Origin of the sequence: Micromonospora sp. NPDC023966 (assembly GCF_040639095.1) — a bacterium.
In the GTDB taxonomy this organism is placed as follows: Bacteria; Actinomycetota; Actinomycetes; order Mycobacteriales; family Micromonosporaceae; genus Micromonospora.
The window spans coordinates 222,127-234,408 of record NZ_JBEZZJ010000001.1; the positions used below are offsets into that span (position 1 = coordinate 222,127).

The 12,282-nt window shown below is 72.0% G+C and carries 11 protein-coding genes; 3 read left to right on the forward strand and 8 right to left on the reverse strand.

Translation table 11 applies throughout. From position 1 onward, the window contains the following. Positions 1-544: 544 nt before the first annotated feature. From AB0F68_RS01030 to rpmH, 8 genes are all read right to left on the reverse strand, one after another. The gene (locus AB0F68_RS01030) at positions 545-1,600 is read right to left on the reverse strand and encodes a ParB/RepB/Spo0J family partition protein (protein WP_357331843.1); all 1,056 of its coding nucleotides are present in this window, start codon (positions 1,598-1,600) and stop codon (positions 545-547) included. A gap of 27 nt (positions 1,601-1,627) precedes the next feature. Continuing rightward, positions 1,628-2,995: an AAA family ATPase gene (locus tag AB0F68_RS01035; protein WP_357331845.1), complete on the reverse strand. Its 1,368-nt coding sequence runs from the start codon at positions 2,993-2,995 to the stop codon at positions 1,628-1,630. A gap of 247 nt (positions 2,996-3,242) precedes the next feature. Beyond that, entirely contained in the window at positions 3,243-3,968 is a 726-nt protein-coding gene (rsmG, locus tag AB0F68_RS01040; protein ID WP_357332854.1) for a 16S rRNA (guanine(527)-N(7))-methyltransferase RsmG, read from the reverse strand. A gap of 419 nt (positions 3,969-4,387) precedes the next feature. Then, positions 4,388-4,969 carry a R3H domain-containing nucleic acid-binding protein gene (locus AB0F68_RS01045; RefSeq protein WP_357331847.1) on the reverse strand — a complete coding sequence of 194 codons (582 nt, stop codon included), beginning with the start codon at positions 4,967-4,969 and terminating at the stop codon, positions 4,388-4,390. 216 nt (positions 4,970-5,185) lie between these two features. After that, complete coding sequence (yidC, locus tag AB0F68_RS01050) at positions 5,186-6,187, reverse strand: membrane protein insertase YidC (protein ID WP_357331849.1); 1,002 nt, start codon at positions 6,185-6,187, stop codon at positions 5,186-5,188. Next, positions 6,188-6,427: a membrane protein insertion efficiency factor YidD gene (gene yidD / locus AB0F68_RS01055; RefSeq protein ID WP_357332855.1), complete on the reverse strand. Its 240-nt coding sequence runs from the start codon at positions 6,425-6,427 to the stop codon at positions 6,188-6,190. It lies immediately after the preceding gene. 41 nt (positions 6,428-6,468) lie between these two features. Continuing rightward, a complete protein-coding gene (gene rnpA / locus AB0F68_RS01060) occupies positions 6,469-6,882 on the reverse strand; it encodes a ribonuclease P protein component (protein WP_357331852.1) in 414 nt (137 codons plus the stop codon). A gap of 34 nt (positions 6,883-6,916) precedes the next feature. Further along, positions 6,917-7,054 carry a 50S ribosomal protein L34 gene (gene rpmH / locus AB0F68_RS01065; RefSeq protein ID WP_117668129.1) on the reverse strand — a complete coding sequence of 46 codons (138 nt, stop codon included), beginning with the start codon at positions 7,052-7,054 and terminating at the stop codon, positions 6,917-6,919. Between the two features lie 575 nt (positions 7,055-7,629). Between rpmH and dnaA the strand changes: the two genes are divergently transcribed. From dnaA to gnd, 3 genes are all read left to right on the forward strand, one after another. Further along, a complete protein-coding gene (dnaA, locus tag AB0F68_RS01070; RefSeq protein WP_357331854.1) occupies positions 7,630-9,465 on the forward strand; it encodes a chromosomal replication initiator protein DnaA in 1,836 nt (611 codons plus the stop codon). Positions 9,466-10,225: 760 nt separating this feature from the next. Then, positions 10,226-11,359: a DNA polymerase III subunit beta gene (dnaN, locus tag AB0F68_RS01075; protein WP_357331857.1), complete on the forward strand. Its 1,134-nt coding sequence runs from the start codon at positions 10,226-10,228 to the stop codon at positions 11,357-11,359. A 40-nt stretch (positions 11,360-11,399) separates the two neighbouring features. Next, complete coding sequence (gene gnd / locus AB0F68_RS01080) at positions 11,400-12,272, forward strand: phosphogluconate dehydrogenase (NAD(+)-dependent, decarboxylating) (protein WP_357331859.1); 873 nt, start codon at positions 11,400-11,402, stop codon at positions 12,270-12,272. The last annotated feature ends 10 nt before the right edge of the window (positions 12,273-12,282 follow it).

Consider the following 12,282-nt stretch of genomic DNA (forward strand, 5'->3'; position numbering starts at 1 on the left):
CGGGCGCGGCCGCAGCGGTCAGGCGCGGCAGCGGTCAGGCGCGGCGCAACAGCGCCAGCGGTGCCGGCACGGCCGCGGCGCAAGGAGCCGGCCGATCCTTGGCGACGCAGACGGCCATCAAGAGCCTCCAAAGCCGAACGCCAACACCCAAAGCTCTAACTCTGCGTCCCGAGAGCCCGGCGTCCCGTTCTGAGGCCGGCAGGCGCGGACGGTGGCCCGGGCGGTGGCCCGGGCGGTGACGACCACGCCGGTGACACCCTCCCGGCGGTCGCCCACGGTGTTCGGCCCGGCCGCCCAACACGTCTGCCCCGCGACACCGACGGGCCACCATGCGGCGCCCCACAGCGGAGCGAGGCCGGCAGCCAGCTTCCCCCGAGCAACGTCAAGGCGACCGACACGCCGCGTCAAAAGACCCGCCCCGCACCACCGACCAGAACCAACCGACCCCGACCAGGTCCCGAAACACCTCGGCCGAAGCACCCCGGAAAACGACTCGGCCGCGTCGCCCCCGCAGGGGCCACGCGGCCGAAGACCGACAGGGGCGTCACTCCCCGGGCTGCTCCTCCTGCCCCACTCCGATGATCCCGACGATCCGCTCCAGGTCGTCGACCGTCGCGAACTCGATCGTGATCTTCCCCTTGCTCCGGCCGATGTCGACCTTCACCCGGGTGTCGAAGCGGTCGGAGAGCCGATCGGCGAGGTCCGTCAGGGCGGGCGCGTGCGGCTTCGGCCGGCGCTTCGCGGCCGGGGCCTTCGCCGGGCCGTCGGCGAGCGCCAGGGCCACCAGTTCCTCGGTGGCGCGTACGGAGATGCCCTCGGCGACGATGCGCTTGGCGAGCTGCTCCTGCGCCTCGGCGTCGTCGAGGCTGAGCAGCGCGCGGGCGTGGCCCGCCGAGAGCACCCCGGCGGCGACCCGGCGCTGCACGTGGGCGGGCAGGTTCATCAGCCGGATGGTGTTGGAGATCTGCGGCCGGCTGCGGCCGATCCGTCGGGCCAACTCCTCGTGGGTCGCGCCGAACTCCTCGAGCAGCTGCTGGTACGCGGCCGCCTCTTCCAGCGGGTTGAGGTTGGCCCGGTGGATGTTCTCCAGCAGCGCGTCCCGGAGCATCGCGTCGTCCTTGGTGTCCCGGACGATGGCGGGAATGCTCTCCCGGCCGACCGCCTGGGCCGCGCGCCAGCGCCGCTCGCCCATGACGAGCTCGTACTTCTCGCTGTCGAGCTGGCGAACGACGATCGGCTGGAGGAAGCCGACCTCCTGGATCGAGGTCTTCAGCTCCTCCAGCGCCTCCTCGTCAAAGACGTGTCGGGGCTGCTTCGGGTTCGGCACGATGCTGTCGACCGGGATCTCGGCGAAGCGGGCCCCCGGGACCGGGCTCAGTTGCGGCTCCGGCTCCGCGGACGGGGCGACCGGGGCGGCCACGTCGCCGATGCCGCCCGCTTCGGCTGCGGCCGCCGCCGCACCGCCCAGGGGGGTGGCCGGGACGGCTGCCGCCGTACCGTTCTCGGGTTCGGCGGGCGCCGGGCCGCTGCCCGGCACGGGCCCGGTGGGGATGAGGGCACCGAGCCCCCGGCCCAGACCGCCGCGAGGACGGTTCTTCATGCGACGCCTCCCAGCGACTTCTCCGCACTACGCATTCCGGCTCACCGGCTCCTTGACGCCTCGCTCGGCAATCTCCTGGGCGGCCTCGAAGTAGCTCGTGGCCCCCCGCGAACCGGGATCGTAGGTCATCACCGACTGCCCGTAGCTGGGCGCCTCGGAGACCCGCACGTTCCGGGGGATCACGGCCTCGAGCACCTTGTCCCCGAAGTGGTTCCGGACGTCCTGCTCCACCGCGTCGGCCAGTCGGGTACGCCGGTCGTACATGGTGAGCAGGATGGTGGAGACCTCGAGCTTCGGGTTGAGGTGCTGCCGAACCAGGTTGATGTTCTGGATCAACTGGTTGAGGCCCTCCAGCGCGTAGTACTCGCACTGGATCGGGATGAGCACCTCCTGCGCGGCGACCAGCGCGTTGACGGTCAGCAGGCCGAGCGAGGGCGGGCAGTCGATGAAGACGTAGTCGAAGTGCCCCGGATAGGCGGCGATAGCCCGGGCCAGCCGGGACTCCCGGGCGACCACCGAGACCAGTTCGATCTCGGCGCCCGCCAGGTCGATGGTGGCCGGCACGCACCACAGGTTCGGGATGCCCTCGACGGCCTGGGCCACCTCCTCCAGTGGCACGCTGTCGATCAGGCAGTCGTAGACGTCCGGCACGCCGGTGTGGTGCGGCACGTTGAGCCCGGTGGAGGCGTTGCCCTGCGGGTCGAGATCGACCACGAGCACCCGATTGCCGTGCAGGGCGAGCGCCACCGCCAGGTTGACCGTGGTCGTGGTCTTGCCCACGCCGCCCTTCTGGTTGGCGACGCACATCACCCGGGTCCGTGCGGGGCGAGGCATGGTGACCTCACCACTGGGATTCAGGATCTGCACGGCGCGCATAGCCTCCATAGCCAACGGTGGGTCATCCTCTTCGCGCGTCGGGGTTTCACGTGAAACGTACGTGCTCGCCGGGGGTTCGGCAGCGTAGCCCGCGGCCGGTGGCGTGTCGGCCGGAGCCGTCGCAGCCGTGGCCGCGTCCGGCGCGGCCTCCGGGGTGGGCTGCTGCGGCACGGCCACCACCGGCGGCTGCGGCTCGTAGCGCGCGGGGACCGCCACATTTCCGCGTACCGGGGCCGGACGGGAGGCGGGCGCGTTGACCGGGCCGCCGTTCGGGTCGTGCGGGTCCCGCGCCGGCGGCACGTTCACCGGTACGGACGAGGTCGGCCGCACGGCACCCGCCGAGGGCGCGTCCCGGCGCACCAACGGATCGCAGTCCGGGGGGAGGGTGGACGGGTCGTGGGGCTCGCCGCTCGCCGGCCAGCCCTTGGAGTTGGTTTCACGTGAAACGGGGCCGGTAGCGGAGGGTCGCCCTCCTGGCCCGGTCACCCGTGGATCGTCGTACCTGCCGTCGTCATGCACCTGTCATCCCTGCCCGCTCCGGATGGTCGGTCCGCACCCCGTCATTCAGGCCCCCACGCTCACCGCGCGGCGTCACCGGCCCGGTGGGAACGGTCGGATTCGGATACCCCCCGGCACCGCCGTTCCACACTATCGACGCGCGGCCAGCCTACGGCCGACGGGCGCAGCGGGTCCACGTCGGGTTCTGATCGATCAGCACGCCCACCCGGTCCAACGACCGGATGGGCGTCCGGAAAGCCTTGTCGCGTCAGCGATCGCGGCCTGGGGCACCCCGGCGGCGGCCGCCCCGCGAGCGCTTCGGTGCCTTCTTCCTGGCCGGGCCGACCACTCGCTCGCGGACCACCTCGATCACCGTGGCGGGCGGATCGATCACGCCGACTCCGCACCGGTGCAGCTCCGGCTCGCCACCGCCGAGCCGGGCCACCGCCGCTGCGTGCTCGGCGATCTCCTCGGCGGCGGAGGCGCCCTTGAGCGCCATCAGGCGGCCGCCGGGTGCCGCCAACGGCAGGCACCAGGCCGCGAGTCGGTCCAGCGCCGCCACGGCGCGGGCCGTGACGATGTCGGCGACCAGCGGCTCCCGGTCGCGGGATCCGGCTGCGGCCTCCTCGGCGCGCCCGCGGAACACCCGGACGGACCTCGTCAACCCGAGCTGCTGCACCGCCTCGATCAGGAAGGCGGTCCGCCGGGCGAGCGGCTCGACCAGGGTCACGGTGAGGTCGGGGCGGGCGATGGCCAGCACAAGGCCGGGCAGGCCGGCCCCGGAGCCGACGTCGATCAGGCTGGCGCCCACCGGGATCCGCTCGGCCATCGCCGCACAGTTGAGCAGGTGACGGTCCCAGAGACGCGGCGTCTCGCGGGGGCCGATCAGCCCGCGCACCACGCCGTCCGTGGCCAGTAGTTCGGCGTACGCGGCGGCCAGGTCGAGCCGGTCGCCGAAGAGGGTACGGGCGGCCTCCGCCAACTCGGGCGGCAGCGTCGCCCCCGCCGGGGAGGGCTGCTCATCGCCGGACCGCTCCGCACCGTCCACGAAGGACTGTTCCCCGCCGGAGGGCGGCGCGACGGCGGCGGTCGGCTCCGCGAACACCGGGTCGACGGCGCCAGCCGGGGCGGGCGCCTCCGGGATAGTGGAACCGACCGACGGCTCGCTGACGAAAGCCGGCGTCACCTCGGTAGCCGGGTCCGCCGCAACGACCGGCTCCGCGGCCGGCTCGCCGGAGAAAGCCGGATCGGCCGGAATCGCGGGCCCGGCCGGCACCGAGGGATCGGCCGGGGCGTCGCCGGCGGAGAAGACCGGGTCGACGGTCGGGTCGGGGCGAACAGGCGACGGCCCGGGCGGCGTACCACCCGGGCCGGCCACGGCACCCGCCGTCGTCTCGTCGGAGGCCACCTACGTCAGTCCGCCGGCCGGACGATGATCCGGCGGTTCGGCTCGACGCCCTCGGACTCGCTCTCCACGCCGCTCATCGCGTTGACCACGTCGTGCACGCACTTGCGCTCGAAGGCGGACATCGGCTCCAGGCGCACCGGCTCGCCGTACTCCTTGACCTTCTCCACCGCGTTCTTGGCGACGGCGGCCAGCTCCTTGCGCCGGGCGCCGCGGTAGCCGCCGACGTCGAGCAGCAGGCGGCTCGGCGCACCGGTCTGACGGAACACCGCCAGCCGGGCCAGCTCCTGGAGCGCCTCCAGAGTGGCGCCGCGCTGACCGACCAGGTTCTGCAGCCGACCGCCGACCACCTCGACGACCGGACGGCCGCCCGAGACCAGCTCGTCGATGTCGCCGTCGTAGTCGAGGATGTCGAGCAGGCCCTCGACGTAGTCCGCGGCGATCTCGCTCTGCCGGAACAGCTCGCTGTCGGCGGGGGCCTTCTTCTCCCGCGCCTCGGCCTGGGTCTCCTCGTCCGACTCGGTGGTGGCGGCCGGCGCCGTCTCCTCGTCCAGGGACTGGTCGGCGCTGGGGATGCTGGTGTCGGTCACGGTCTCATCTCCGTACTCGCTCGGCCGGACCGTCGGGTCCGCTGGTCTCCCGGGGCCGGCGGGAGGTTCGCCGGTGCCCTCGGGCACGTCTGTACGGGCCAGTTTCGCCCGTGGCCGCGCTTTGCGCGGCGGTTCCGGCCCGGCGCCGGCTTCTCAGCTGGCAGCTCGGGGGCCGGAACGGGCCGCCACCGGGTCTCCGGCGGCGGCCCGGTGGGGTCAGCCCTGTCGCTTGGCGGGCCGGCCGCCACTCTTCTTCGGGTTGACCGGCTTGGCACCGGGCTTCGGGCCGGCCACCTTGGGGGCGGCGGCCGGGGCCTTGGCGGCCGGCTGCACGGTCTTGCGGCCGAGCAGGCCACCGGTCTTGGCCGGCTGGGCGGCGGTCTTGCCGGCCGTGGTCTTGCCGGCGGTGGTGCTCTTCGGCGGCACCAGCGGCGGGAACTTCCGCAGCACCCACTGCTGCTGGCCGAGGGTGAAGAGGTTGTTGGTGACCCAGTAGATGATCACACCGATCGGGAAGATCGAGCCCGAGATCAGCAGCGAGACCGGGATGCCGTAAAGCATCAGCCGCTGGACCATGCGCTGCTGCGGGTCCTCGGCCCAACCGGTCTTGAGGATCATCTGCCGGCTGGTCAGGTAGGTGGTGGCGATCATGATCAGGACCAGGATGCCGGCGACGAGCTTGACCGTCGCGCTGTTCGCCCCCAGGTTGGCCAGCTCGTCGGGGGTGGAGCCGAACCGGCCGGAGATCGGGGCGGTGAAGAGCTTCGCGCTGGAGGCGCTGTGGAACTGCTCGACGGTCCAGCCGTAGAGGGTCTTGCCCTGGTTGTCCGGGTTGAGCCGCTTGAGCGTGTGGAACAGGCCCAGGAAGACCGGGATCTGGAGGAACATCGGAAGGCAGCCCATCAGCGGGTTGGCCTTTTCCTTCCGGTAGAGCTCCATCATCTCCTTCTGGAGCGTCTCCCGGTCACCCTTGTGCTTCTCCTGGAGCTCCTTGACCTTGGGCTGGAGCGCCTGCATGGCCCGCTGCGACTTGATCTGCTTGACGAAGACCGGGAACAGGATGACCCGGACCGTGACCACCAGGAAGATGATGGACAGGATCCAGGCCCAGTTCGTGCCGATCACGGCGTCGACCGAGACCCCGATGGCGTCCCAGGCCGAGTGCCAGGTCAGCAGGATCCACGAGATCGCGTAGTAGATCCAGTCGAGACTAAACACTCAGGCTCCAGTCACGTCGGCACGGCGGCGGCCGCCCGGCTCCGGCACCGGGTCGTGTCCACCAGGGTGGAAGGGGTGGCAGCGCGACAGCCGCCGGACCGTCAGCCAAGCTCCTCGCAGCGCACCGTGCCGGGACACCGCCTCGACGGCGTAGGCACTGCACGACGGGTAGAAGCGGCAGCGGGCCGGCAGTGCCGGACTTATCCACCGACGGTACGCGATGATGGGTGCCAACAGCATGCGGGCACCGGCGGTCGGCCGCGGAGCGGCGGTGTGTTCGGTCACCGGGACCGCCGTCCCCGGGGGGAACGCGCGGCGGCGAGGGCGGCGTCCAGGTCGCCCCCGAGCCGGGCGTACGACGCGTCGGCGGCCGGCGGCAGGGCGCGTACCACCAGGGTGCTGCCGGCGGGCAGGTCGGCCAGCCGCTCGCGGACCAGGTGGCGGAGGCGACGGCGGACCTTGTTCCGGACCACGGCGTTGCCGACGGCCTTGGACACGACGAAGCCGGCGCGGCGGGGTGCGGAGGGCTCCGCACCGCTGCTCCGCGCCGGCTCCGGCGAGGTTGTCGCGGTGGGTCCGGTCTGCTCGGGGAGGGTCAGGTGCACCACGACGGCGCCTCGGCCGACGCGTCGGCCACCCCGGACCGCTGCGGCGAAGTCGCTACTGCGCCGCAGTCGTTGCGCGGCGGCCAGCACGACTGCCCACGTCCCCGGACCGGACCGGTCGGCCTCAGGCCGACAGGCGGGTGCGGCCCTTGCTGCGACGGGTCGAGATGATGGCGCGGCCGGCACGGGTGCGCATGCGCAGCCGGAAGCCGTGGGTCTTCGCGCGCCGGCGGTTGTTCGGCTGGTAGGTGCGCTTGCTCACGTCAGGCTCTCCGTTGTCGTACGCCCCGCGCGGGGGATCGCCCGGGGTCGTGTGGTGGTCCAGGCCACCTCGGCGGTGGCCTCCGATCGGTGCTGCCCGGCGGCACGTGACCTCGGCGATGCGGGGAGGCGACGCGGACAGCAAGCACCCATCACCCTAGCAGAGGGCGGCAGAGCAGCCGCTCCAGCCTACGCAGGGGGGCAATGACCGTCAAACCTCACACCCTGGCCCCGACCAGCGCCGGAACCGCGACCGAAGGGGCGGTTTTCACTGATGTTGACAAGGCTGCCCCGGTGTCGACGGTTGATGGCGCGGGGTCCGCGCTGTTAGCGTGCCCGATTGCGGTCAGCGTCGGGGGTCCGGGTTTGTCGCTGACCGGCAAGACCGGACAAGGTAGTGAATCGTTCGGCACGGTGAACCCGCTTCAGCGCCTCCGGGAACCAGGGGGCAGGTCCGACCCGCGTCCGGTGGGCGGCCACAATCGGTCGGTACACACAGGCTGTGGATAACTTGTGGATGACGACCGGTCAGCCGTCCGGGCGGGCGTGAGGAGAGGCGAGGGGGGTGGCACGACGGTGACCGGAGCGATCGACCTTGCCGCGGTGTGGACGGCGACGACCGACGAGCTCGCCGACGAGATCATCTCCGCGCAGCAGCGGGCGTACCTCCGGCTGACCCGGCTGCGGGCGATAGTCGAGGACACCGCGCTGCTCTCCGTTCCGGACGCGTTCACCCGGGATGTGATCGAGTCCCGCCTCCGCCCGGCCATCACCGAGGCGTTGAGCCGCCGGCTCGGCCGGCCCATCCAGGTCGCCGTCACCGTGCGGGTCGCCGAGGACCCGGGCGCCCGCCCGGCCGGCACCGTCTACCGCAGCGGTCCTGAGCCCCTCGCCGCGACCGCCGGCCCCGCGGACCTGCTCGCCGGCTTCGACCAGCCCGGCCCGGCCGACACCGCGCCCGGCTTCCCCGAGCGGGGCTTCCCGCCGGCCCGGCCGGAGGCCCCCGCGTACGCCGATCCCCGCTCCGAGCTGCCGGCCGAGGAGCCGGCCCCCCGGCAGCGCAGCGCCGACGGCACCCGACCCCAGCTGATCCCGGCCAGCAGGGACGGGCAGGACACGCTGTTCAGCGCCGCCTTCGCCGAGCCGCTGCCCGCCGCCCCCGAGCGCCGCGCCTTCGACGAGCGGTCCCGGGTCGAGCCGCCCGTCCGCGACGCCGGCGGCTACGAGCCCCGCTACCGGGAGGCGCCCGGCCCGGCCGACGCCCCGCCGCTGCGCGGCCTACCCCGCGACGGCGCCACGGACAGCGGCCCCGGCCGCGGCGCCCCCGACCACCGTCCCGGCGGCCCGGCCGACCGGCGGCTGGCCGGCGGGGCGGAGAGCGGCGGCAACCGGCTCAACCCGAAGTACATGTTCGAGACGTTCGTCATCGGCTCGTCCAACCGCTTCGCCCACGCGGCGAGCGTGGCGGTGGCCGAGTCGCCGGCGAAGGCGTACAACCCGCTCTTCATCTACGGCCACTCCGGGTTGGGCAAGACCCACCTGCTGCACGCCATCGGGCACTACGCCACGACGCTGGGCAACGCCCGCTCGGTCCGGTACGTCTCGACCGAGGAGTTCACCAACGACTTCATCAACTCGTTGCGGGACGACAAGACCAGCGCTTTCCAGCGCCGCTACCGGGACGTGGACATCCTCCTGATCGACGACATCCAGTTCCTGGAGAACCGGGAGCGGACCCAGGAGGAGTTCTTCCACACCTTCAACACGCTGCACAACGCGAACAAGCAGATCGTGATCACCTCCGACCGGTCGCCGCGTCAGCTCGCCACCCTGGAGGACCGGATGCGGACCCGGTTCGAGTGGGGGCTGCTCGCCGACATCCAGCCGCCGGACCTGGAGACCCGGATCGCGATCCTGCAGAAGAAGGCGGCGCAGGAGCGGATGTACGCCCCGCCGGACGTGCTGGAGTTCATCGCCTCCCGGGTGTCGAACTCGATCCGGGAACTCGAAGGCGCGCTGATCCGGGTCACCGCGTTCGCCAGCCTCACGCGCTCGTCGGTGGAGCTGTCGCTTGCCGAGGAGGTGCTGCGGGACTTCATGCCGGACGGCGCCGGACCGGAGATCAACGCCGACCAGATCATGGCCTCCACCGCGGACTACTTCGGGGTGAGCCTGGAGGACCTGCGCGGTCACTCCCGGTCCCGGGTGCTGGTCAACGCCCGCCAGGTGGCCATGTACCTGTGCCGGGAGCTCACCGACCTGTCGCTGCCCCGGATCGGCCAGGCGTTCGGCGGCCGCGACCACACCACCGTCATGCACGCCGACCGGAAGATCCGCCAGCAGATGGCGGAGCGCCGTTCGCTCTACAACCAGATCGCCGAGCTGACCAACCGGATCAAGCAGACCACCTGATCCGTACGCCGACGCGACGCCCGGCCGGGCCCACCGGCCGGGCTTTTTCGTGCCTGTGGAGACCCGGAGCTTGACCCTCGACCCGGTGGAGGGCCCACGATCGGCGTTGTGTTCATCCACACCTCGACCCGGTTGTCCACATCCCCTGTGACACAGGCGGTGGAAAACCACGCTCGGTTCCCGCCCGGTTACCCACAGACTGTGGACAACCCCTGGGGACGATGCTGTGGACGCCTGGGGACAACGGGCGGGTTGTCCACCGACGACGGTCGGCCTGTGGGCGACCTGTTGAAGGTTCTGGGGATGACAACGGTCGACGCCGTCGGCGCTGTCCACAACACTGGGGAGAAACCCGGTGGATTAGCGGTGGACAACCGGTGGACAACCGTGGACAACCCGGCGGCTGGCGACGGCTGTGGACCGGAACACGGGTTGTACCCCTGGTTCTCCACAGCGAAACCACCGGTGGATAACCTGTCTGACCTGGGCGGACGCCGGTTCTCCACAGTTTGCACAGGTGCGATGAAGACGATGAGTTATCTCTTCTAAACAACAAAAACCAATCATCACCGTTGGACTTCCTGTGGATCGGGCCGGAGCACTGCCGCCGGCAGTCGCCCGGGCACCTGGATCCACGGGGTCGGACGCACAGCCGATGCCCACGCGCCCTAAGGTGCGATGGGTACCCGCACGGTCGGGCGGGACGGGTGGCAGCGGTCGGCATGAGAGAGTTGTCGCTGACGTCGACGCGGAGGCATTGATGAAGTTCCGAGTGGAGCGCGACGCGCTCGCCGAGGCGGTCGCCTGGACCGCCAAGAGCCTGCCCAACCGACCTTCCGTACCGGTGCTGGCCGGGGTGATGCTCCGGGTCACCGACGGCAACCTCCAGGTCTCCGGCTTCGACTACGAGGTCTCCAGCCAGGTCACGGTCGAGGTGCAGGGTGATGCCGACGGCGCCGCCCTGGTCTCCGGCCGGCTGCTCGCCGAGATCACCAAGGCGCTCCCGGCCAAGCCGGTGGACATGGCCGCCGTCGGCGCGCACCTGGAACTGGTCTGCGGCAGCGCCCGGTTCACGCTGCCGACCATGCCGGTCGAGGACTACCCGACCCTGCCGGAGATGCCGGAGAGCGCCGGCACCGTCGACGCGGCTGCCTTCGCCGCCGCCGTGGCCCAGGTGGCCGTGGCCGCCGGCCGCGACGAGACGCTGCCGATGATGACCGGCGTCCGGATCGAACTCTCCGGAAGCACGCTGGCAATGCTCGCCACCGACCGCTACCGCCTCGCCCTGCGCGAGATGGAGTGGAACCCGGACGACCCGGAGATCAGCCTCAACGCGCTGGTGCCGGCCCGGACGCTGCACGACACCGCGAAGGCCCTCGGCCCGCTCGGCGGCCACGTCACCATGGCGCTGTCCCAGGGCGCCGCCGGCGAGGGCATGATCGGCTTCTCCGGCGGCACCCGCCGGACCACCAGCCGGCTGCTCGACGGGGCCAACTACCCGCCGGTGCGCTCGCTCTTCCCGGCCAGCCACAACGCCGAGGCCCGGGTCCCGGTCGCCACGCTCATCGAGGTGGTCAAGCGGGTGGCGCTGGTCGCCGAGCGGACCACCCCGGTGCTGCTCAGCTTCAGCTCCGACGGCCTAGTGGTCGAGGCCGGCGGCACCGAGGAGGCCCGGGCCAGCGAGGCCATGGAGGCGACCTTCACCGGCGACCCGCTGACCATCGGCTTCAACCCGCAGTACCTGATCGACGGCCTGACCAACCTGGGTGCGCAGTACGCCCAGCTGGCGTTCGTCGACGCCTTCAAGCCCGCGGTGATTTCCCCCGCCGGCGAGGATGGCGAGGTCATCCCCGGGTACCGGTACCTCATCATGCCGATCCGCGTGTCCCGCTGATCGACGGCAGCACGACCCAGACGTACGGAGGTAGGAGCAGATGCAGCTCGGCCTGGTAGGACTCGGCCGGATGGGCGGCAACATGCGCGAGCGGTTGCGCGCCGCCGGTCACGAGGTGGTCGGCTACGACCGCAACGCGGAGCTGAGCGACGTCGCGAGCCTCGCGGAGCTGGCCGAGAAGCTGGAGTCGCCCCGCGCGGTCTGGGTGATGGTGCCGGCCGGCGTCACCGACGCCACCATCGACGAGCTCGCCGGCGTCCTCGGCGAGGGCGACATCATCATCGACGGCGGCAACTCGCGGTTCAGCGACGACGCCCCGCGCGCCGAGCGGCTGAACGAGCAGGGCATCGGCTACATCGACGTCGGCGTCTCCGGCGGCGTCTGGGGCAAGCAGAACGGCTACGCCCTGATGGTCGGCGGCGCCCAGGAGCACGTCGGGCGGCTCATGCCGATCTTCGAGGCGCTCAAGCCCGCCGGCGAGTTCGGCTTCGTGCACGCCGGCCCGGTCGGCGCCGGCCACTACGCCAAGATGGTGCACAACGGCATCGAGTACGGCCTGATGCACGCCTACGCCGAGGGCTACGAGCTGCTGGCCGCGTCCGAGCTGGTGACCAACGTGCCGGGCGTCTTCAAGTCCTGGCGCGAGGGCACCGTGGTCCGGTCCTGGCTGCTCGACCTGCTGGACCGGGCGCTGGACGAGGACCCGGAGCTGGCCGAGCTGAGCGGCTACACCGAGGACACCGGCGAGGGCCGGTGGACGGTCGACGAGGCGGTCCGGCTCGCCGTGCCGCTGAACGTCATCACCGCCTCGCTGTTCGCCCGGTTCGCCTCCCGGCAGGACGACTCGCCCGCCATGAAGGCCGTCGCCGCGCTGCGCCAGCAGTTCGGCGGCCACGCCGTCCGCAAGCGCTGAGCGGTATCCA